The following is a 21,870-nucleotide window of genomic DNA, read 5'->3' as shown; positions in this document are numbered from 1 at the left end:
TACCTAAAAAAATTTCAATTAAAATAAATATTTAACTATGTCACTACAATTATAACTTCATTCTAAAACTTTCCTGTAAGACTGTTCTAATACCATCATAAGCAGTGTATGTTTAACAACTTAAGCATTATTGTGTACCTAATCACTCAATTCATTAAAGGCCTATTTATGTTAAAAACCATTGTGCCATTTATTTTTACTACCTTGATAGCCACTCTGCTTGTGTGTATTGTTTCTACCCAAATAATCTTAGCTGACGTGCAATCATTTGGGCTTAGTATTTCCACCGAAGTACGTTTTAATGCCACTATTCAAGATTTACTCGGACTAGCGCCTGCTTTATATCTATTAATTTCAATTGGTTTTTTAGTTGGTTTTATTATTGCGAGGTACGCTCATCAACTTATTGGGGGAAACAGAGCTATTTGGTATATTGCCGTTGGCATGACTTCTTTTCCTATAACTATGTATCTTATCCAATACTTTATGGGATTAACGCCAATCGCCTCGGCACGAACGCCTCTAGGACTCTTTTTAACGACTTGCTGCTGTATCATTTCTGCATGGCTATTTGCCTTTTTAACATCACATTCTGCTGCTAAACCTAGTTACTTGGGAAATAATAATGAACAATAATACCCTTACAATAAAAAAACTCTACATGAGCTTCTTTATGTTGATTACCAGTGCTATTACTTGTGCGGAAACACAAAACAAAGAATACAACGTATCAACGATAGTCGAAAATTTGAAATACCCTTGGTCGATCGCCTTTTTGCCTAATAATGATATGTTAGTGACTGAACGTATAGGCGCCTTAAGAATAATTAGAGATGGTAAGCTACTTGAAAAAGCCATTTCTGGCTTACCTGATATTTATGTCGATGGCCCCGCAGGTTTATTCGATATATTGTTAGATCCTAACTTTGAAAAAAATCAAAAACTTTATATCTCGTACAGTGCTGGCACAAAAAGCAACAATTTTGTTTCTGTAATGAGTGCTACATTACAAGGACTGTCATTACAACATCAGAAAGTGATATTTACAGGTTCAAGTAGAAATACGCCACATCATCATGGCGCAAGAATGACCTTTTTACCTGATTGTACGCTACTAATTACAGCAGGTGACGGCTTTAATTTCCGTGAACAAGCACAATCCCTACAAAGCATGTTAGGAAAAGTACTGAGAATTAATACTGATGGCAGCATTCCTAAAGATAATCCATTTGTTCATCAAAATAATGTAAGGCCTGAAATATACAGTTATGGTCATCGTAATCCACAAGCTATTTTAGTCAGTAAAACGGGAGAAGTTTGGCTCCATGAACATGGCCCACAAGGGGGTGATGAATTAAACTTACTTAAATCAGGTCATAATTACGGCTGGCCTGCTATTAGTTATGGCATCGACTATTCAGGGGCGTTAATTTCACCTTTTACCGAAGCAAAAGGCATGGAGCAACCGGTTACCTATTGGATACCTTCAATTGCGCCTGCTGGAATGACCGAGTATCAAGGTGATATTTTTCCACAGTGGCAAGGAAACTTATTTATTGCCGCTCTCGCAGGAAAAAGTGTGCGACGTTTAAGCCTAGATGATAATAAAGTGATTGCAGAAGAAACTCTGTTAGCTGAGCGCCAACAGCGAATAAGAGATATAAGAACAAGCCCCGATGGCTACTTGTATATTTTAACAGACAGCGAACAAGGACAATTATTAAAGCTATCTCCTAACCTATAAAAATTAAGCTAAAGCCACTAATAACATAATTGCAATCAATTAAATTTTTACCAGATTTTAGAGCTCAACAATAGTTCAGCTCTACCTTTTACTGATAAATAGTGCTTCCTTTAAAAGCCTTCTAATACTATTTTACCGATTGATTTTCCTGACTCAAGTTCTTGATGAGCTGCTCTTAAGTTTTTCGCAGTATCACAGCCGCAGCAGAAAGTTTAGATATGCGAACAGCGACAGCAAGTGCTGCAATTAAACGAGTTGAACGTGCGTTAGGGGTTGAGCTATTTATCAGAACTACCCGCCACTTAAGGCTTTCAATTGCTGGTGAAAAATACATTCCAAACTGTGAACAAGCATTACAAATGCTTAATTTGGCAAAACAAAGTGTAAAAGACGATTTAGACGTTATTGATGGTGAACTACGAATTTCAGTCCCCTCTGATTTAGGTCGAAACTTAATTTTACCATGGCTTGATGAGTTTATGCAGACACATACAGGCATTAGTGTGAAGTTACATATCAGCGATAGTAATATTGACTTCTACCGTGATCCTGTTGATATCGCTTTACGTTATGGAACACCCAATGATGTAAATCTCTATGGTTTTAAAATTTGTAAAGTACCCCGTGTGATTTGTGCAACAACCGAATACTTAGAAAATAATGGCTTACCAACACACCCTAATGATTTAGCTAACCATAATGGCCTTTTGTATCAACTTCATGACATTATTCATGATGTTTGGGAATTTACTCACCAAGAAAAGTTAATGAAAGTAAAAATGCCAAGTAATCGTGCTTCAAATGATGCCGAACTGGTAAGACGTTGGTGTGTAAATGGTAAAGGTATAGCCACTAAGTCTAGCTTAGATATGTCACATGACTTACTGAATGATAATATTGTATCGATATTAAAGGACTTTGCGCCTAAGCCGACAGAGCTATGGCTAATTTGTCCAAGCAGACAAACAATTACCTCCGCAGTAAGACTGCTTAGAGAACATTTAAAAATTAAATGCCGTGATATTTTTACACAACTAATTAACAAAGGCGTGTTAACTCAAGCAAATGTCAGTTATTAAACTACAAACCTAGCTGATATTGCACATAGACTATTTTAACTTGAAGTTAGTTTATGATACTTTTAATCAATTGAAACATTTCACAATATTATTGAAGACAACACAGCTTGAATATATTTATAAAACTGGCAATGTTTAGATCACTGCCAGTACAATTTATCGTATATGATAAATTTTTTTATAAAATTGCTTAGATTTTAAATTGCGTAACATGATTATTAAGCTGTACAGCAAATTGAGCAAGCTCTTCCGTAGCAATTTTAATTTCTTCAGCGCCAATACCTGTCTGATGTGATAAATCTTTTATTTCAACAACTTGTTTACCCACTTCAGCTGCAACACAACTTTGTTCTTCTGCTGCACTGGCAATTTGTGAATTCATATCAATAATTTGATAAACAGCATTTTTTATTTCAGCTAGAGCCTGCTGCACATCCATTGTTTGCGATACAATAGTGCCTGCTTGACGACGGCCAATTTTCATTGACTCTACAGAAGCCTTTGCACTTTCTTGTACTTTACTTATTTTTTCTTCAATTTCAGCAGCCGATTTTTGCGTATTAGACGCTAAGGTACGTACTTCATCAGCAACTACTGAAAATCCTCGGCCAAACTCACCTGCTCGAGCAGCTTCAATAGCAGCATTAAGCGCTAGTAAATTGGTTTGATCTGAAATACCTTTTATCACAGCAAGTATTTCAGTAATCTCTTCTGTGTTATCAGCAAGCTCAGAGATAATGATAGATGTGTTATCCAGATCACTTTCTAATCCTTTAACACCTATCGAAGATTGTTCAGCTTTCAAAGTGCCTTCATCAACAAGTAAACGAGCAGCTTCCGTTGCTTCAGCAGCAACATTTGTATTATTAGCAACATCTTCTGCGGTAGCATGCATTTGGCTGATCGCTGTTGCAATTTGTTCTGTTGCTTGACCTTGATCTGAAATATTATTTTTGGTTTGAACTGAAATTGACGCTAACTCTTCAGACGCGGTTGCCTGAGAATCTGCAGAATCTGATATTTGTTTCATCATGGCCTTAAGTTTACTAACCATGAGTTGCATTGCTGAATAAATACCAGTTTCTTTTCCTGTATGTTCAAACTGCATACTCAAATCGCCATCAGCAATTTTACGTGTGAGTATTTCTATATCTCTTGGTTCACCACCAATAGGCTTTAAAATTGATAATGTAATCTTCCAACTTAGTAATATCGCCAAAATTACAGCTACTGTCACCAATATAATTAAATTTGTAATTGCTGATTTACCTTGTGCTAAAGAGTTCATGGTAAATTCATCAGCTTTATTTGTCGCAAAATCCTCAAGCTTTAACAAACGGTTATTTAAATCACGAATATGCGCCTCACCTTCATTTTCTGTAATTTGTCTCGCTTCTGCTCTTTTACCCTCTTTCATCAAAACAATTACTTCACTTCGGATTGATTTCCAGTTCATAAAGTTTTCTTGTAGTGCTTTAATTTCTGACTGTTCACCTAGAAAACGTTCATTCAAGACCGCAAAATACTGTAGTGCTTCTTTTTCAATATGCGCCACATCCGCAACCGCTTGATTAATTTGTTCTAATGAATTTGCCAACGCAACATCTTTCATAGAACGATGCATGCCGGTAATAGAGCCTTCTACTTTTGCAATGGCGACACTAACCGCGAAAGGATGTTTATAGAGAAGTTCAGTGTAACTAGATAGCGATCGCATTTGCTTAACAGCTAAGCCGGTCATAATTAATAAAATAACAATTACAATAGAAAAAGCAGCGGCCAAACGTTTTCCTAGTGACAAATTATCAAACATAGAAAATCCTTCTGTTTATAAATTAAATAAAAAAATCGATTTGAAAAATTCAGATGCTAAGTATCTTGTTAATCAGGTTCTCATGCCTTGATCACTATTCAAATCAACTATATTTTTATATAGAAGTTTATGAAGGTTTGATTTTGACAGTGATGATATAGTGACTATGTACCTATAATTAACAACCACATACACTTAATTTTTTGATTAGTGGATTTTCATCTTGACATAAACAACAGCTCTAATAACAATAATTATTTGAGGTGCATGCTTGCATAGATAGAAATAAAATATAATCAAGGTGCAGGTTTTTAATATCCCCTGCACTTAATTTAGTCCTAGAAAATCCCAGGAAAAATATTTATCAAGCTTAGCTAACTTTATAGATTAACCTTTAAGCGAACCAGTACCATTCGGCGTTACAATTGATTCACATGTGCCTTTAGGTGAATATGTCCATGCATTCGCTTGAAAATCTGACGTTGAAGTACCTTCACAACTAGTACCTGCGCCCGCTTTACAATCATTTTCACCCGCTAAAGCAATACCAAAGCATTTATCTTTACGGCCACGAACTTTATCACCAGCTAACCATTTAGTAAGTTGCTCTTGTACTTTTGGTGATGCACCATCTGCAATTTTTAATTGGCTATTTGGACCTGCCGTTGCACCTGTACTTAATACTGCTACTGATGCGCCCACTAATAAAGCTTTAGTTAAATTTACTTTTTTCATTTGTATACTCCAAATTAAAATATTTTTGTTTTTTAAGATTATTTATAAACCAATACAATAGCGACAAGCATATCGCCGTTTTATCAATTAAATAGACCTATACTATTTATAAAAAATTTCAGATAGATAGCCATAAATACAGAATTAATAAAAAAATAGTACAATTTATTCCCATTAATTCCATTTAAAGCATTTTATAATATAACTACCAGCCCAAATCCCTAATAACATTCCTGCGACAGCACCGAACCCCGAAGGAGAAAGTGTAGGTAGTGCGAGTAATAACTGCACACTATTACCTCCCATGGCTATTGAAGCCCCAACCCCCATGAGTGTTCCAGCAAATAAATGTTTCGCCAAATAGCTAACATTAGCAGGAATAAAATTAAATCTTTTTGTCCGCCATGCTGCCAAAAACATACCTAAAAGCATAGCAATAAAAAATAGATACTGCTCTATTAATGGCCAATTATTATTTTGACCATTAATCAAGGCTAAACTTATTTGTTGCAATAAAACACTTGGTGGCCATTGAGGTTGGTAAAGAAAAATACCCCCCGAAAGTAGCCCTATCCCCATCATACCAAACCAAAGCTTTTTTCTTTTTTTATCACCAACTAAACCCCATATAGTAATAGCTATCGTAATGAGAATAAGTGGAATATAACTAATCTCACCAGGCAAAGAGCTACGTACTACCTCTATTTTTGGCGGCCAACAAGCGAGTAGCACCCAGCCAATGAACCACCCTAAAATAGTGGCAAACATTCTAGAGTCACCACGTGCTAATCGACTTAATGTAGATACCCCACAACTTTTGTTTAACGCAGCGCCTAAACCAAATATAAAGCCGCCTAGCACAAACCAGCCACTTAAAGCGTGAGTCCAAAAAGTAAATTTGATATCAAAAAACTGAGAAAAATAAGCGCCAACCCAAGCTAAAACGCCACTAAAAATAATGGCTAATAAAAATTCTTTATTACCTGCTTGCCATTCATTTACTCCTCGAACCATGCATAAGCCTGTTGTTTGAGCTAAATACCCTAAAAAACAAACGCATATAAAAACGCTAATAAACAACATATTTTATCCTGCGATTAAATAAACAATAATAGAAGTGATAAATTTTTAAACCTGCCTGACACTTACACATATAATTATAAATTTATATTGGTTATATACTTACAAAAGAGGCATTTAGCCTCATTTGAATAATTAACGATTGATATATTTACCAAGAAGCTGCATTTGCTTGTGCCATATCATAACGCCAGCTTTCAGGCATACTAACGTCTTCTAATAGGCTATTCGCTTTAATGGTAGGATAAAGCTGCTCATAACTTTTAATATTTATTCCTTCAACTCTACGGTTTAAGTGTTTAGGCTCAAGTTCATCGACACCGTTCAAACCAGCAGCCCCAACTAACTCAACTAAATTTTTAACCGTTTCACGTTGAAAGTTAGCAACGCGTTGCGCTTTATTGGTCACAATAATTGCTTTATTTCGAGATGGATTTTGCGTTGCTATTCCTGTTGGACAATTATCTGTATTACAAGTACGTGCTTGAATACAACCTAAAGATAGCATCATGCCACGAGCAGAGTTCACTGTATCTGCACCTAAAGCCATTGCTCTTAATATATGAAATGCTGAAAACATTTTACCTGACGCAATAATACGCATCTTGTCTCTAAGTCCAAACCCTATCAACGCATTATTTACAAAGATCAATGCATCCTTTATCGGTGTACCTACCGAATTTGTCATTTCAGTTGGTGCTGCACCAGTACCGCCTTCACCACCATCAACGGTAATAAAATCAGGGGTAATACCCGTTGCTATCATCGCTTTACAAATAGCTAAAAATTCGTCACGTCGGCCTATACACAATTTAAATCCTATCGGTTTTCCATCCGATAACTCTCTTAACGTTTTAACAAAAAGCAATAACTCTGTTGGCGTTGAAAAAGCGCTATGTGCTGGCGGTGAAACAACATCAAATCCCATAGGAACATGACGAATGGCCGCTATTTCTTCAGTTAACTTAGCCGCAGGTAAAATACCACCATGGCCTGGTTTTGCCCCCTGAGAAAGTTTAATTTCTATCATTTTTACAACATCTTTAGTGGCATTTCTTCTGAATGTTTCAGGATTAAAATTGCCTGCTTCATTACGACAACCAAAATATCCGGTACCAATTTGCCAAACAATATCTCCACCATGTTCTAAATGATAAGGACTCATACTTCCTTCGCCGGTATTATGTGAAAAACCGCCAATTTTAGCGCCACGGTTAAGTGACATAATGGCATTTTTACTTAATGCACCGTAACTCATCGCAGAAATATTAAGCACAGAAGACATATAGGGTTTGGAGCAATCAGGACCACCAAACTTAACACGAGGGTCAAAATTAGTAAGATGTTTAGGTTGCATTGAATGATTTACCCACTCATAACCCGCACGATTAACATCAAAAATAGTACCGAATGGTCTTGTATCCCTATCACCTTTAGCGCGTTGATAAACTAACGATCTAAATTCTCGAGAAATAGGTGTTCCACTCGTATCAGACTCAACAAAATATTGTTGAATTTCTGGCCTAACAGATTCTAGTAAATATCTAAACCGCCCAAATACCGGATATAAGCGACGAATAGATTGTTTTGTTTGTAATATGTCGTATAAACCAATTAAGTTTATCGGGCCTAAAATAACCAAGGCCCACAACCAATTGGTAGAGATCATAGATAGACCAATTAATAATATAATTGATGTAAACATGAATGCGATGAACATTTGACGCATAGTCATGGAGTAAGGTTCCTCTTTTATAAATTTTATGTAATTATTTATTTCACGGTTATAAGACAAGCCGTTAGATAATAAAATTTCACAATAAAAGAGTATTGCTAAGTAGTATTACTTCATTAGCGATGCAAATAAAAAATACTACTTATAATTCAATAATATAAAAACATAGCAAAACTAACTAAATATTTATATTTATCCCCCTAGATGTCACTAAAGAAAACTATTATTGATTTTGATTGTTAAGTTTTTTTTGTGCTTTTGACTTAATTTTTAACAATTTAATTTTGGCGCCATACCAATCAGCCATTGGCGCTGCTGCAATACCGTGTATCAAAGTGCTTATCCACACAGCATTAATCGCTACTATTAATATTGAATGCCCATACTCTCCAATAATATCTTTAGAAATAATTAGCGCAAATAGTGCAGTTGCCAGCCCTCTCGGACCAAAAAACCCCATAAATACCCGCGTTAATGTTTTGGCTTTTGTACCAAGCAATGATAAGTAAATAGCTAGAGGACGAACAATAAATATACTGACCAAAATATAACCTACAACCGGCAATGTTAAGTGCTCTATAGCAGATGGAAGCAGTCCTAAGCCAATAATAACAAACGATGTCCATATTAATATTTGCCCTTCACTTTCAGTAAATTGATAAATGAAGCGACAATGCCCTTTTACAATATGACCAAAAACTAAACCAGCAACAAAAGAAGCAATAAAACCATTACCGCCCAGTAAACTAGCCATTACGTATGATATACCAGTCAGAGCTAAAACACCGATCCCTTCATACACACTTGAGGTTATTTGTTTTGCTTCTGAATATAAAAATAAACGACCACTTAACCAACCCATTAATAAACCAACAAAGATACCGACAAATATTTGATTAAAGCCAAACATTAACCAAGATGTCCCATTTGCTTCAGAGCCAATTTCCATAGCAACTATGCTGGCAAAAAATAGAATAATGGGTAATGCGAGTCCATCATTTAAGCCACTTTCAACTGATAAGCTTTGTCGCTCATTTGTAGGCACACTTTCATTACTAATAACCGCTTGCCCTAAAGCAGCATCAGTAGGTGCTAAAATAGCAGCAATTAAGGCTAACATTGGCCAAGGCCACTCTGGAAAAAATAAGTAAGCAAAGCCGGTACCAATCAAAATGCTCAATGGAAGACCTAGCAATAACATCCTCAAAGGCCAAGTATTCTGCCTTTTTAATCTACGTAAGTTAATTTGTGAAGCATCTAAGAAGAGTAATACTACAAGCGATATTTCAGCGATCAAATACACAGTTTCATGCGCATCTTCTACATGAATCAAGCCTAGTTGAGACACGATAAATCCCATACCCAAAAATACCATTGGTGCGGTGATAATAGTTGTCGATAATTTTTTTGCCAGCATAGCGTAAGTGCTAACGGCAAAAAGAAGAATGAGTAATCCGATTTCCATTGGAAGTTCCTATTGAGTGAACGAGGGCTTTGATAACCCCGCGAATAATAGACATTATTAAAAAGTCAACCTAAGTGAATGGGTTGATTAATTATTGTGTTTAATCATTAACTTTTATTTAAAAAATAACCGGCTCATGGCCGGTTATTTTTGCTACTTAGTTTACATACGTTAATTTAATCATTAATACGTTGTGGTACGTTTAGCATCTAAGCCAAGAAACTTATCGACAGATAAGAAACCTGGGCCACGTGCAAAAACGACTAATAATGAAGCTGCCCACCAAGAAGCAGGATTAATCCAATGATCTAAGGTTGGAAAAACCGCAAGCTGAATAAACATTGTCATACCAATAAGGCCTAATGCTGCAAAACGAGAAAATAAACCGATAATTAATAATATTGGTAGCACAACCTCAACCACACCTGCCACAACAGCAAGTAATTCAATTATTGTTACGGTAAGTGAGCCATCTACATAGTCTAATGTTTGAGGATCACAAAGAAGTAATGCGCCATCCCTTATTGGATCTGGACAAAAAAATTCATATTTAAATAGGTCATATTTATCAACATTAAATTGTAAAAAACCATCCCATTTACTTAATCCTGAATCGAGAAATACTTTTGCAACCATAAAACGAATAGATAATAACGCTAAAGGCTCTAGAAACCTTGATAACTGTTCACCCATTTGTACGTACAATAACTGTAGTTTTTTTACCATGCTCATGTTTTTTTCCTTATCTTACTTATTATTTATATTTTTTAATTACTGTTAATTTCTAATAACTCATTTTGTAAGCAAGCAGTAAAAGCATCACTTACTTCAAAGTTTTCATCTAGCGTAATAGCGGCATCAAAAGCCTCCCCCAAAGTTCTACCTTTACCTTGTAGAGCTTGCATAAGTGCAACCTCAGCAATAGACAGTAAACGGGCTTGTACTCCACCTTGTAAACGCCATAACATTACAAAAACATCTATTGATGATCTGTCTGTAATAGCATCATTATTATTTTTTTTTAGTGATATCCATTCAGAAAAAGCATCCTTTTTTACATGTACCAACAACACACTCGGATTAAGCTTTACATTAAGTTCAGTAAACTCAATTTCTTGCTCAATTAAATCGGTAACATACTCTATGGTTAATGTTTCATTAGAATCAGCACTCATTAAACTCATTAGCCATGCGTAGTCTAAATACGCAATATCAGCTAAGTTAACGTATAAGTCGGCAGAAAAGTTCTGTGCTACAGTCAACCCAACCTTATCACTACTTTCAAATTCAAACTCTTTAAGCAGGTCGATAATAAAGTCAGGGAAATTTTTTCCGTATCCAACTAAGGTACCTTGCTCTGGTGGAAAATGGTCAACATAAAGTCGCGCCATTTTTCTAAAATCATCATTGCCCAATTTTTTTTCACACATAGGAAAATTAGCAGCTAAGGCATCAACACAACCTTTATAAAACCCATTACGATAAACGGCCATTCGTTCAAGGTGCGCTGAATTTTCACAAAAAGGTGCCATAACACTGAGATCACCATGACGTAAATAACGAGAAAAAGCATCGATATATTGATTGCTATTCATTAACGAGCACCTCATTACCAGCTGCATTGACGTTTCTTAGTACCTTGTCTTGCTCTAAATAGTTTTGAGCTATTTGGCGTTCCTTCATAAGCTCTGTAAATGATGGAATATTCGCATCTCGCTCAACCAATACAGGCGTATGACCAAATAACCCTAACGCTTGTTCCAACAACTTCCACACCGGTGGTGCTACTGCTGCTGCATGACTGTCAATTAATAATGATTGACCCAGGGTAGGATCGGGATCGTGCCCTGCAATATGAATTTCACCAACAAGCTCTGCTGGTATCTGTTTTAGATAGTTTAATGCATCAATACCTGTATTTTTACTGCTGATATATAAATTATTAATATCAATAAGCAAGCCACAACCTGATCGCCTAGCAGCTTCAACTAAAAATTGAGGTTCATCCATATCACTTATAAAATCTAAATAGTTACTTGGATTTTCAATTAAAATAGACCGACCAATACCTGACTGATAACAATCAACACCATCAATTAATGATTGCAGTGCATCTTGTGTTCGAGGCAAAGGCATTAAATCGGCAAAATACTTACCATCTGACTTAGACCATACGGCATGCTCTGATACTAAAATAGGTTGAAATTCATTAATCAATGCTTTTACTTGCTTAGTATGGGCAGCCATGGCTTTATGATCAGAGCCTAGCGAACCACCAACCCCATGAAAACTGATGTTATGGTTTTCACGAACTGCTCGTAAATAGTTTAAGCGTGGGCCACCTGCAACAAAATAATTTTCGGTATGTACCTCAAACCAAAGATTATTATTTACTGATGGTGCTTGCACAGGTAGCGATAAAATATCATCAAGATGTTCAGGTTTTAGACTTAAGCCTGCACCTAATTTATCCCCAGCAATAGTATGCTGAGGAAAATTTTCTTGGGAATAATATAAATTATTAGCCTTCAAGTGAGCCTGTTCCATTCGGCGTTACAATTGATTCACATGTTCCCTTAGGTGAATATGTCCAGGCATTCGCCTGGAAGTCTGACGTTGAAGTACCTTCACAACTAGTACCCGCGCCCGCTTTACAATCATTTTCACCCGCTAAAGCAATACCAAAGCATTTATCTTTACGGCCACGAACTTTATCACCAGCTAACCATTTAGTAAGTTGCTCTTGTACTTTTGGTGATGCACCATCTGCAATTTTTAATTGGCTATTTGGACCTGCCATTGCACCTGTACTTAATACTGCTACTGATGCGCCCACTAATAAAGCTTTAGTTAAATTTACTTTTTTCATTTGTATACTCCTGATTTAATTTATTTTTCTTGCTTAATCGAGAGCTATTAATAAAAAGTTAATAACCGTTACCTTCTAAAAGCAAGTACCTTAAGGATAAGTCATATCCCTGTATTAGCAATTTAAGAGACCTCAACTTGTAACAAATAATTTCAAAAAATTTTTATTAATTGTAATAACACTAAAAAAAATGGTGCAGGTATTTATTAAATTATCTAAAGCCAACGAAAAACGGGGTCTATAATGAATCAGCCTTATTAGCTGCCTTTATCTATAACAATTATTAACTATCACTATTTACTATTACCGTTTTGTGAAAATTATTCATTAATACCCTTCTTGTTCATTATTCATTTTTCTACAAATGCTTCAAAGGCGATTATTTATTTCGCACACTTTACTGGTTAAATTAAAGGCAACACTAGGTTAAATTTCAATACATAGAAAGTTATTCACATATTTTGAATAAATAATTACAGTTTTTCGTTTCTTTTTATACTCATATATTGCTAGGATAGCGCCAACACAGTGTAACTAACACAATTATAAAAATATAATAAAAAAACAATAGGGGCATGATTATGCAAAATTACCGTATAAACACATTAGCACTAGCGATAACATTAGCTATTAGTGCACCAAGTATTGTAAATGCACAAGAGTCACAAGCGCTTAGTGCTGAAAACCTTGAACGCATTTCTGTATTAGGTTCACGCGTATCTAACCGTACTTCTACAGAATCTTCTTCTCCTATCGATTTAATTGACGCAGATGATTTAAACAAAGGCGGTTTTACTGAACTTGGACAAAGTTTACAAGCAACAGCACCATCATTTAACTTTTCTCGTACACAAGTTTCAGATGGCTCTGATTTATTCAGACCAGCAACATTGCGAGGCTTACAACCTGATCAAACCTTAGTCTTAATTAACGGCAAACGTCGTCATAACCAGTCTATTTTTGGGCTTAATGGTACAGTTGGCGCAGGTGCTGCTGGTACTGATATGAACGCCATTCCACTGACTGCATTAAAAGGTGTTGAAGTATTACGAGATGGCGCTGCAGCACAATATGGCTCAGACGCTATCGCGGGAGTTATTAACTTATCACTTAATAACTCCACTGGCGTTACCACTGGTTATGTTCAATATGGCGGTACAAGTGAAGGCGATGGAGATACCCTTTCTACCGGTTTAAACCGTGGTTTTGAGCTGGGCGATAATGGCGGATTTATTAACTTATCACTTGAATACCGTGATGCTGATGGTACTAATCGTGCTGAGCGCGATACTGGTGGTTCGCTTGACGTAGAGCCTGGAACTTTATCTGACGAAGTACGTTGGGGCCAAGGTAATTCAGCGAGCGAATTCACTTCATTCTTTTATAATATGGCAATTCCTTTTGGCGATAACGAGCTATATTCATTTGGTGGCTACTCTGAGCGTACCGCGTTAGGTAATGGTTTTTACCGTAACTTTAACGAAGCATCTAAAAACGTAACACAAGTATACAGCGATGGTTTTTTACCACGCATTTATAATGAAGCAGAAGATACCTCGATTGCGGTAGGTTTAAAAGGTGATATTAACCCTGACTGGACTTACGATGTTTCAGCAGTATATGGCGAGAACCAATATGATTTTTCTTCTCGTAATACGTTAAATGCCTCTTACGCTGCCGAGTATTTATTTAATAACCCAGAAGCCAGCGATACTGAAATTGCCGCGAATTCAGGTCCATCTGGCGGTTATTCTGGTGGTTTCAGATTCGATCAAACAACGGTTAATCTTGATATTAACGGTATCGTGGATATTGGTCGTAGTGAACCGCTTTATGTATCAGTAGGCGCTGAATATCGTAAAGAAAACTACGAAATCGTTGCAGGTGAAGAAGCCTCTTATGCGTGTGGTTTAGCCAATATGGATACCTCATATCCTTCGGTTAACGACCCTGAGCAATTCGCTGAATGTGGTTTTCAGGCTTATAACGGCTTGCGTCCAGAGGCAACGAACGACAGTGACCGTAACAGTTACGCATTCTATGCAAACGTTGAAACTATGATTAACGATGCTTGGAACGTTAGCGGTGCACTTCGTTATGAAGATTTCTCTGATGCGGGTGATGACATCATTGGTAAGTTAGCCACTCGTTATGAATTTAACGATGATTTTGCGGTACGTGCAGCGGTATCAACTGGCTTTAGAGCCCCCTCTCTTCAACAAAGTGGCTACACAGCGTTCACAACGAACTTAGGCTCAGACGGAACATTAACGCAATCATTCACAGCAACAACAGGCTCAGCATTCCCAAGTGCATTAGGCGTTGATAGTTTAGAGCTTGAAACATCTAAAAACTTAAGTGCTGGTTTTGTTTATGATGTAAGTAGCGAATTATCATTAACCGTAGATTTTTACCGTGTAGAGATTAAAGACCGTATCAACTTAGGTAGTTTACTATCTGCTGATGATGTTGCTTTTAGTGCTGATGCTGTAGCTGCGCTTCAAGCAACAGGTGCTGTACAAGCTAACTACTTCTCAAATTCAGTAGATTCAACAACACAAGGTGTTGATATTATTGCGTCATATCGTACCGAGCTTGATGGTGCCAACGTAGCAGTAACATTTGCAGGTAATATCAACGATACAACCATTGATAATGTGAATGCTTCTGAAGGTATTCCTGAAACTGTTGCCTTAGATGACCTACAACGTAGCTTCTTAACTGACGGGCAACCGGGCGAGCGTGCAACACTAACCTTCGATTACGGACGTGACGCCTACATAGCAACACTACGCTTTAATTATTTTGGTGAAACTGATGTTAAATATTTCGGTAATGACCATATTTCATTACCTGGTGAGCTTTCACCAACAGGATCGTTTAAACCAACCAGTATCGTAGAATCTGCTGTGCTAGTTGACTTAAATGTTAGCTACAAAATTAACGAAATGTTGTCACTTTCTGTAGGTGCTGATAATCTATTTGACGAAACACCAGACGAATTAGGTGACGACGAAGTACTTAACTTTATCACCAATGGTGCTTTTAAATACCCTGTACGTGCATTGCCTTACGGCTTTGACGGCAGAACGTATTATGCTAAATTAAGCTTTAGTTTTTAATGGCTAACATCACTCATTAAGTCAATAAGGCTCTCTGAAAAACGCAGTTAATTACTGCGTTTTTTTATGCTATTTTTTTGTCCTTTAGTGACAATATTTATTTTGCTAAAACAAACTAAATTACAATAATAATACTTGCATGCTTGTAAATTGAGCATACAATCGCCATCTTAATAGTAAGCTGATTTGAAGCAGTAAATTATTAAAATTATTTTAATCTCTTAACAACGTATAAGTAACATATAGGACTGACATGACTAAAAAATCTAAAGCAAAAAACACGGTTAATTCAACCGTAGATACTGGCAGAGGTGTTATCAAACACAATGCACTAGCAGCGATGGTAACGTCTAAATTATTTAGACCACAAGTAGTAAAAGCGAAGAAAGGCAAAGGTTCATTTAAGCGTAACAGTAAACATTCAGGACAAGAGTCCTATTTAATCGCCGCTTAAATAGCTGTGATCAAATAGGGCTTTTTCAAAGCCAGTAAACAAGTTCAGAATAAACCAACAATAATCCTTCATTAAAATATGCCTTTGACTTTAATTGGCTTATGTAGCTATTGTGCCATGAAAATTTAGATATAACGCTTTTAATTTGGGAGGAATAAGTGGCCAACCAATTTCTTTCGTTACCCTACTCGCCTGCCAAAATAAGTGTTCAACATAATACACATCAATAAATTCGAATTCTTTAGGATGAACATCAATTAACTTTTGTTCCATATAAGATAAATATCTTTGTGCTAATTCAATATTCCCGTTAGCAAATGCGATACAGGTAGCATCAGCAAAGGCTTCCATTTTTGATGTAGTCATACATTCCTCTTGATCATCCATCAATAGTTTTATCTCAGGAAATGTACAACAAATTTCATTAAGAAAACTTAGTACGACGTCATCATCATTCATTACTAATACCTAAAACTATTACTGAAAATTTTAGAGCGCTTTACCTATAAATGAGCCTATAACAACGCCAAAAGCCATAATAAAAACCAAGCCAACAAATGATGCTAGTACGATTAAGCCTGTTTTCTGTTTTTTTGGCATCGAGTTCTACCCGCTTTTCAATTCATTAATCATATTATTTCCTTATATATCTAACACGGCTTTATAATCACTCTTGTTGATGTACTTGCTTGCAATTTTTCATAAACTTATTGCTGATGTGCTGGTTAGTCCAGAATCAATACCCATTGCAGTTAAAATATCGTTTTCAAACTTAAGTACAAAATTATAAGCCCCTTTAACAAATACAGGATTACAGTTTTTATCCCACGATTGTTCCATTTTTTTATTTAACTCATCTGCCGTACCAATTTCAAATTCAACTTCTTCTCGAATTGGTTTTCCGTGAGCAATATTATCTCGAAGAAATTTCAATTTTTTTAGAGTGGACAATGGTTCTACAGACTCATCGAATTTAAGATCTGCTTTATCGCAAATGGCCTTCAATTTCTTATGGTATTTATCCCTCTCATTCCAACCTTCAATATACCCATCTCCAATAAAATTAATAAAGGCTTCTACAGAGAAAGCTAAGGCAATAATTGCATTTAAGCAATCTAAATTAATACCTTCCGCATTAAGGTTTTCTTCTTTTACTTTTATGTTATCCAAATTGTATAAAGCTAGGTTTAGAAGAGTATTATGTGGTTTTTTTTCAATTAAATATTTAATATTATTCTGCCTAATGTCTCATTTAGAGATTAATAGAGTTTGGTTAAAGAAATTTATTAACAATAGTAAGCTGCATTGTCTTTTGCAATGAACAGCTTTGAGCTATTTTACTTTTTAGACAATAAAGTATTTAGCTTTTGATTTATTAAAGACTGCTCAACTAAAGAAAAATATTTATAAATATTACCAACGGCTAAAATACTACTTAAATTTAATAATAAGTGGAAAGTAATACAAACTAAAATGGTATAAATAATATTTGTATCGTTAAAATACCAATAAACAACTCCCCAAAACCATACTCCACCAATTAGTGATGAATGAATTTTACTTGTTTTTACTGCTTGCCTCATAGATTCATCTAGATTCACAGCTTTCTCCTTTAGCTCATAGCAATTTTATATTGTGTGATTTGCATACTTTTCTGTATTTATATCATGAAAGCGGACAACTGTCGTATTTCCCTTAATATGATCAAAATACTAGGCTCTGTATAAATAAACAACCCACATAGTAAAAAGTACTTAAAGTATGTGATAAATTTTAAAAGTGCCAATAACCTTGTAACTTTTTTGAAAATGAGGGCATCTAAAGAATATGATAGATAATTAAAACCACTCGATTAGGTACGATTTATATACCTAGAGTGGCACTAGAATTGTAATAATAGAGGTGATATATATGAAGTACGCCAAGACCAAAAACAAGCGTAAAAGGTAAAGCCGGTAGTTCGGATAGTGTGTTATCGAATTTAAGTACTGAGCCTAGAAGCCTTTTTGCTGAGCGGGCTAATATTGCTCAAGAACGACGTCATCAAATGGCAATGAAACAAAGAAATGATCAACGTCAACATGATGCTTCGATAAAAAAAGTTACAAAAGCGGTAAATAGCGATGTTAATAATTTTCAAAACAGCTTAAGCTATTGGTTACTAAAGGCAAACTTAAAAGACCTTTTTATTATGTTATTCTTCGGTACGTCAAGACGAACATAGTTTATATACTATTAACCACTTATAAAATTTAATTACGTTACCCATTATACCCCGTTATGACAGATACAGATAAAACACGTTCAGACTTACGAATAGCATCAATGGCACCTAATTCCTTCGCTGGGTCAGTGCTTAAGTTATTTGCTCCCTTGCTTGATAAATTGTTAGGTATTAGACGCTTACGTAGTATTTACGAATCCTCTGATTTACCCGGTTTAGATAAACAAGCATTCTCTGAAAAGTTATTGAAATTGTTAGGCGTTCAGGTGTTGGGTGGCGAAGATATAATCGCTAAAATCCCAAAGACAGGTCGATGTATTGTGGTATGTAATCATCCTTACGGTATGATTGAGGGTGTTATTATTGCCCATTTACTCACTGCCTTTCGTGCTGACACCAAAATAATGGCCAATGTTGGTTTACAAATATTTAAAGAAATTAAAGACTATTTTATCTTTGCTAATCCGTTAGTACCTAAAGCACCCATTAATACTTCTGCGATAAAACAGTGTTTTAGTCATATTAATCAAGATGGATTATTAGTTATATTTCCTGCAGGTCGCGTGTCTTTTTTTAACTCGGATAAAAAAATAATAACGGACGGTGATTGGAACCGACTTGCGGTTAAAATTGCGAATAAAACTAATAGCCCTATTTTACCTGTTTTTATTTCAGGTACTAATAGCGCTTTATTCCACCGCATGGGACGCATTTATTATCGTTTTCGTTTATTAATGCTAATTCGTGAAATGCTTAAATTACAGCAACACCGCATAACCCTAACAACAAAAAACTTAATTGAGCCTAAGCAGCTAAAAAAACTTGGTAGTATTGAAAAAATGAATGATTTTATACGATTACAGTGTTATTTAAATGACGAAGATTATCTCAGCCAGTGGCCTGAAGACGATGAACAAGGATCTTTTAAAGACGTTATTCCTCAGGCTGACAGTGAATTAATAAAAGCGGAATTATCTCGCTTACCGGCTAAGCAACACTTGTTAGATTTTAAATCATATTCTGTCTACTACGGTTATCAACATCAATTACCCACTTGTGTTCAAGAAATTACGCGTTTACGAGAAATTACGTTTCGGACACTAAACGAAGGCAGTGGTGAGTCTTGTGATACCGATAAATTTGATGCTACTTATATGCACTTATTTGTTTTTGAAAATAACAATGAAGAAATTATAGGTGCTTACCGCGTTGGTCAAACAGATCTTTTACAAAAAGACGGGGATATTTCACAGCTCTACCTTTCACAAATGTTTGATTTTCAACCTGAGTTTATTAATCAGCAGCAACCTTGTTTAGAGATGGGGCGCTCTTTTATTATAGAAGCGTATCAAAATAGCTTATATGGCTTATTATTATTGTGGAAAGGTATTGGCGCATTTGTTTGTCAGAACCCGCGTTATAGAACGTTATATGGCACGGTATCGTTAAGTAAATTATATGACCCACGTTCAGTCGCTTTAATTAATGATATTATGGTAAGAGGCACTCATGGCGTTCAGCCTAAAGCCGCGTTTGTTGGCAAGCTTCATCCGGAAGTAAAAGATTTTGCGAATCAGGAATCGGTGGGTATTTCGCAACTATCGTCGCTAGTTAAAGCGATTGAAGAAGACGGTAAAGATATTCCTATATTATTGAAAAAGTACCATAAACTTGGCGCTAAATTTCATTGTACGGGCATTGATTTAAACTTCAATCAAACCCCCGGCTTACTGCTTAGTGTTGACTTTCCTCGATCACCTGACAAACTATTAAAGATTTATCTTGGTGACGGTAAAGATGAGTACGTACAATATAGCGACGTTGATTAATTTGAATATATGAATGCAGTTTAGTGAGTGATCATGAACTTAGTTTTACCAAAATAGTGGATTTAAACAAAGTTCAGTACGCCCTATTCTTTCAAAAAAAGTTTAGCGGTTAGCATTATCCTTATCACCACATTGCACAAATAACGAAAGTTTATCTTGCTCTCATATAACTTACCGTGGCAGGAGCTAAACCAAATGTTTGAGGCAGCGCTTTTGTTTGGGCAAATGATATTTGAGCAATCATAGCGTAATGATGAACAGCATGACTACCAACAAACACTAATTCTCGGGCGATTGAGGTTTGTACTGTTTGTACATTTTTACTGGTCATCGATACTTCAGTTTTGAGTGGCAACAACGTGTTTAATTGCCTTTCACTAAGGCTTTTAATCCAATCAGATATTTCATTTAACTTATCGATTGCAAGTGTTGGATGTAGTTCGACAGAACTACCACGTCCTCTCTTATCATAATCAATTTCGTTGTTATGTAAACCTGACATCAGAGCAAGGTAATGATCAATGATATGTCGAATATGGGAGCCAGCTGAACTGATAAAGTTAGGAGATATGATAGCGGTGTAATCCTCTTGGGATACTTGATTGAGGTATGACTGAGCTTGTTCAATAATTTCTAACTGGCTTTTTATCATTTTTCTTTATTTCCAATGTTTAAATTAACTAATACTATTTTTTCGTTCGACTTTTTAATATCGCTTTAATAAGTTCTTCAGGTACTTTTTTAGCTGGCTCGGCATTAGTAAACTCAGCTTGAGAAATACGAATGATATTTTCGTATTTACGGACATAATTTTTACACTCTTTACACATACTTAGATGCAGTTTAAATTTTAAGCACTCTATATAGGATAATTGATTTTCATGAAAATCATATAAAAAACTGTCAATTTCTTTGCAAGTGAGCATACCTGGAACATATTTAGACATTAACCGTCTGATCGTTAACATGCCAATTCACCTTCCAATTATCTTCAAAGTTGCCTTTGTCTTTTTCCGCTAAAATAGCCTTCAACAGCAGCCTTGCTCTATGAAGTTGCGTTTTTACTGATGCTTCAGATATACCTAATATATTCGCAGTTTCTTTCGTACTTACTTCTTGGATGTCTCGAAGCAAGATAACGTTACAATATTTATCAGGAAGTTGGTAAATAAGTTCATTAAGCGACAGTTTTAGTTCATTTTGTTCAAATAACTGCTCAACATTATGCCCTATTCCTCCCATTACCCCTTGTTCTTGCCCTTGCACAGAATTAGCACTAAAAACAGTACGCTCACCGTATTTATTGTAATACTGAGTAAAGCTTTCTAAGGATAAAGTGTTTTGTCTTTTTCTCTGTCTTATCAACATTAATGCTTCATTGACTGTAATACGGTGCAACCAAGTTATTAAGCTTGAATCTTTTTTAAAAGCAGCAATATTTTTGAATACTTGAATAAAAGCTTTTTGCAACGTTTCTTGTGCATCGTCATCTGAAGTAAAAAAACGGCAAGCAACAGCATACATTCTTTCGCTGTACTGTCGTACCAAGATTTCATAAGCAAAATCGTCGTTGTTAATTAACTTATCAATAAGTTCATTTTCTTTCGCTTGCTCAACAATCGCAGAGGTGTGTACTTTCAACAATGTATAACCTTTAAATTAGTGAGCGTATAAATAGTTATTTAAATAGAACGATTAAAGCAGAGTTTTATTTCATATAG

At 35.7% G+C, this 21,870-nt stretch carries 22 protein-coding genes; 7 read left to right on the top strand and 15 right to left on the bottom strand.

Going from position 1 to position 21,870, the window contains the following annotated elements; translation table 11 throughout:
• Positions 1–168: 168 nt before the first annotated feature.
• The 3 genes from Q4503_RS15470 to Q4503_RS15460 all read left to right on the top strand — a co-directional run bounded on the left by Q4503_RS15470 (position 169) and on the right by Q4503_RS15460 (position 2,823).
• Complete coding sequence (locus Q4503_RS15470) at positions 169–636, top strand: hypothetical protein (RefSeq protein ID WP_159820537.1); 468 nt, start codon at positions 169–171, stop codon at positions 634–636.
• Positions 626–1,744, top strand: a complete 1,119-nt coding sequence (locus Q4503_RS15465; protein ID WP_303602804.1) for a PQQ-dependent sugar dehydrogenase — start codon at positions 626–628, stop codon at positions 1,742–1,744. Before Q4503_RS15470 ends, Q4503_RS15465 begins: the two co-directional genes overlap by 11 nt.
• Before the next feature lie 191 nt (positions 1,745–1,935).
• The gene (locus Q4503_RS15460) at positions 1,936–2,823 is read left to right on the top strand and encodes a LysR substrate-binding domain-containing protein (RefSeq protein WP_368506801.1); all 888 of its coding nucleotides are present in this window, start codon (positions 1,936–1,938) and stop codon (positions 2,821–2,823) included.
• 190 nt (positions 2,824–3,013) lie between these two features.
• On the opposite strand, the gene Q4503_RS15455 is transcribed toward Q4503_RS15460, so the two are convergent.
• The 9 genes from Q4503_RS15455 to Q4503_RS15415 all read right to left on the bottom strand — a co-directional run bounded on the left by Q4503_RS15455 (position 3,014) and on the right by Q4503_RS15415 (position 12,520).
• Positions 3,014–4,636, bottom strand: coding sequence for a methyl-accepting chemotaxis protein (locus Q4503_RS15455; RefSeq protein ID WP_303602802.1), 1,623 nt, complete (start codon positions 4,634–4,636; stop codon positions 3,014–3,016).
• A 387-nt stretch (positions 4,637–5,023) separates the two neighbouring features.
• Positions 5,024–5,371 carry a DUF2282 domain-containing protein gene (locus Q4503_RS15450; protein WP_215971557.1) on the bottom strand — a complete coding sequence of 116 codons (348 nt, stop codon included), beginning with the start codon at positions 5,369–5,371 and terminating at the stop codon, positions 5,024–5,026.
• A gap of 174 nt (positions 5,372–5,545) precedes the next feature.
• A complete protein-coding gene (locus tag Q4503_RS15445) occupies positions 5,546–6,454 on the bottom strand; it encodes a YeeE/YedE thiosulfate transporter family protein (RefSeq protein ID WP_303602801.1) in 909 nt (302 codons plus the stop codon).
• A 148-nt stretch (positions 6,455–6,602) separates the two neighbouring features.
• On the bottom strand, positions 6,603–8,186 hold the full coding sequence (locus Q4503_RS15440; protein WP_215971559.1) for an FMN-binding glutamate synthase family protein: 1,584 nt from the start codon (positions 8,184–8,186) through the stop codon (positions 6,603–6,605).
• Between the two features lie 223 nt (positions 8,187–8,409).
• Positions 8,410–9,651 carry a sodium:proton antiporter gene (locus tag Q4503_RS15435; protein ID WP_215971560.1) on the bottom strand — a complete coding sequence of 414 codons (1,242 nt, stop codon included), beginning with the start codon at positions 9,649–9,651 and terminating at the stop codon, positions 8,410–8,412.
• 183 nt (positions 9,652–9,834) lie between these two features.
• Complete coding sequence (locus tag Q4503_RS15430) at positions 9,835–10,383, bottom strand: DoxX family protein (protein ID WP_215971561.1); 549 nt, start codon at positions 10,381–10,383, stop codon at positions 9,835–9,837.
• Positions 10,384–10,418: 35 nt separating this feature from the next.
• Positions 10,419–11,246 (bottom strand): DNA-binding domain-containing protein, encoded by an 828-nt coding sequence (locus tag Q4503_RS15425; RefSeq protein WP_215971562.1) that lies wholly within the window; start codon positions 11,244–11,246, stop codon positions 10,419–10,421.
• Positions 11,239–12,183 (bottom strand): DUF692 domain-containing protein, encoded by a 945-nt coding sequence (locus Q4503_RS15420; RefSeq protein ID WP_303602800.1) that lies wholly within the window; start codon positions 12,181–12,183, stop codon positions 11,239–11,241. The genes Q4503_RS15425 and Q4503_RS15420 overlap by 8 nt, the downstream gene beginning before the upstream one ends.
• Entirely contained in the window at positions 12,173–12,520 is a 348-nt protein-coding gene (locus tag Q4503_RS15415) for a DUF2282 domain-containing protein (protein WP_215971564.1), read from the bottom strand. The genes Q4503_RS15420 and Q4503_RS15415 overlap by 11 nt, the downstream gene beginning before the upstream one ends.
• 581 nt (positions 12,521–13,101) lie before the next feature.
• On the opposite strand from Q4503_RS15415, the gene Q4503_RS15410 reads away from it, so the two are divergent.
• Both Q4503_RS15410 and arfA read left to right on the top strand, forming a co-directional pair.
• On the top strand, positions 13,102–15,642 hold the full coding sequence (locus tag Q4503_RS15410; protein WP_303602799.1) for a TonB-dependent siderophore receptor: 2,541 nt from the start codon (positions 13,102–13,104) through the stop codon (positions 15,640–15,642).
• A gap of 253 nt (positions 15,643–15,895) precedes the next feature.
• A complete protein-coding gene (gene arfA, locus Q4503_RS15405; RefSeq protein ID WP_215971566.1) occupies positions 15,896–16,096 on the top strand; it encodes a ribosome alternative rescue factor ArfA in 201 nt (66 codons plus the stop codon).
• A 99-nt stretch (positions 16,097–16,195) separates the two neighbouring features.
• Here the strand turns inward: arfA and Q4503_RS15400 are convergent, their stop codons facing one another.
• The 3 genes from Q4503_RS15400 to Q4503_RS15390 all read right to left on the bottom strand — a co-directional run bounded on the left by Q4503_RS15400 (position 16,196) and on the right by Q4503_RS15390 (position 17,697).
• Positions 16,196–16,555: a hypothetical protein gene (locus tag Q4503_RS15400; RefSeq protein WP_303602798.1), complete on the bottom strand. Its 360-nt coding sequence runs from the start codon at positions 16,553–16,555 to the stop codon at positions 16,196–16,198.
• 240 nt (positions 16,556–16,795) lie between these two features.
• Positions 16,796–17,266 (bottom strand): hypothetical protein, encoded by a 471-nt coding sequence (locus tag Q4503_RS15395; protein ID WP_303602797.1) that lies wholly within the window; start codon positions 17,264–17,266, stop codon positions 16,796–16,798.
• 167 nt (positions 17,267–17,433) lie between these two features.
• Positions 17,434–17,697 carry a hypothetical protein gene (locus tag Q4503_RS15390; RefSeq protein WP_303602796.1) on the bottom strand — a complete coding sequence of 88 codons (264 nt, stop codon included), beginning with the start codon at positions 17,695–17,697 and terminating at the stop codon, positions 17,434–17,436.
• 368 nt (positions 17,698–18,065) lie between these two features.
• Between Q4503_RS15390 and Q4503_RS15385 the strand changes: the two genes are divergently transcribed.
• Both Q4503_RS15385 and Q4503_RS15380 read left to right on the top strand, forming a co-directional pair.
• On the top strand, positions 18,066–18,320 hold the full coding sequence (locus Q4503_RS15385; protein ID WP_303602795.1) for a hypothetical protein: 255 nt from the start codon (positions 18,066–18,068) through the stop codon (positions 18,318–18,320).
• 56 nt (positions 18,321–18,376) lie between these two features.
• Positions 18,377–20,149 carry a lysophospholipid acyltransferase family protein gene (locus Q4503_RS15380; protein WP_303602794.1) on the top strand — a complete coding sequence of 591 codons (1,773 nt, stop codon included), beginning with the start codon at positions 18,377–18,379 and terminating at the stop codon, positions 20,147–20,149.
• A 151-nt stretch (positions 20,150–20,300) separates the two neighbouring features.
• Here the strand turns inward: Q4503_RS15380 and Q4503_RS15375 are convergent, their stop codons facing one another.
• The 3 genes from Q4503_RS15375 to Q4503_RS15365 are packed head-to-tail and all read right to left on the bottom strand — an operon-like array spanning position 20,301 to position 21,793.
• On the bottom strand, positions 20,301–20,801 hold the full coding sequence (locus tag Q4503_RS15375) for a DinB family protein (protein ID WP_215971571.1): 501 nt from the start codon (positions 20,799–20,801) through the stop codon (positions 20,301–20,303).
• A gap of 34 nt (positions 20,802–20,835) precedes the next feature.
• Complete coding sequence (locus Q4503_RS15370) at positions 20,836–21,117, bottom strand: zf-HC2 domain-containing protein (RefSeq protein ID WP_303602793.1); 282 nt, start codon at positions 21,115–21,117, stop codon at positions 20,836–20,838.
• Entirely contained in the window at positions 21,089–21,793 is a 705-nt protein-coding gene (locus Q4503_RS15365; RefSeq protein WP_215971573.1) for a sigma-70 family RNA polymerase sigma factor, read from the bottom strand. Before Q4503_RS15365 ends, Q4503_RS15370 begins: the two co-directional genes overlap by 29 nt.
• Between the last annotated feature and the right edge of the window lie 77 nt (positions 21,794–21,870).

The organism is Colwellia sp. 6_MG-2023 (assembly GCF_030547765.1).
Taxonomy (GTDB): domain Bacteria; phylum Pseudomonadota; class Gammaproteobacteria; order Enterobacterales; family Alteromonadaceae; genus Colwellia.
Note: the sequence above shows the minus strand (reverse complement) of the source record. Positions and strands in the feature narration are given on the sequence as shown.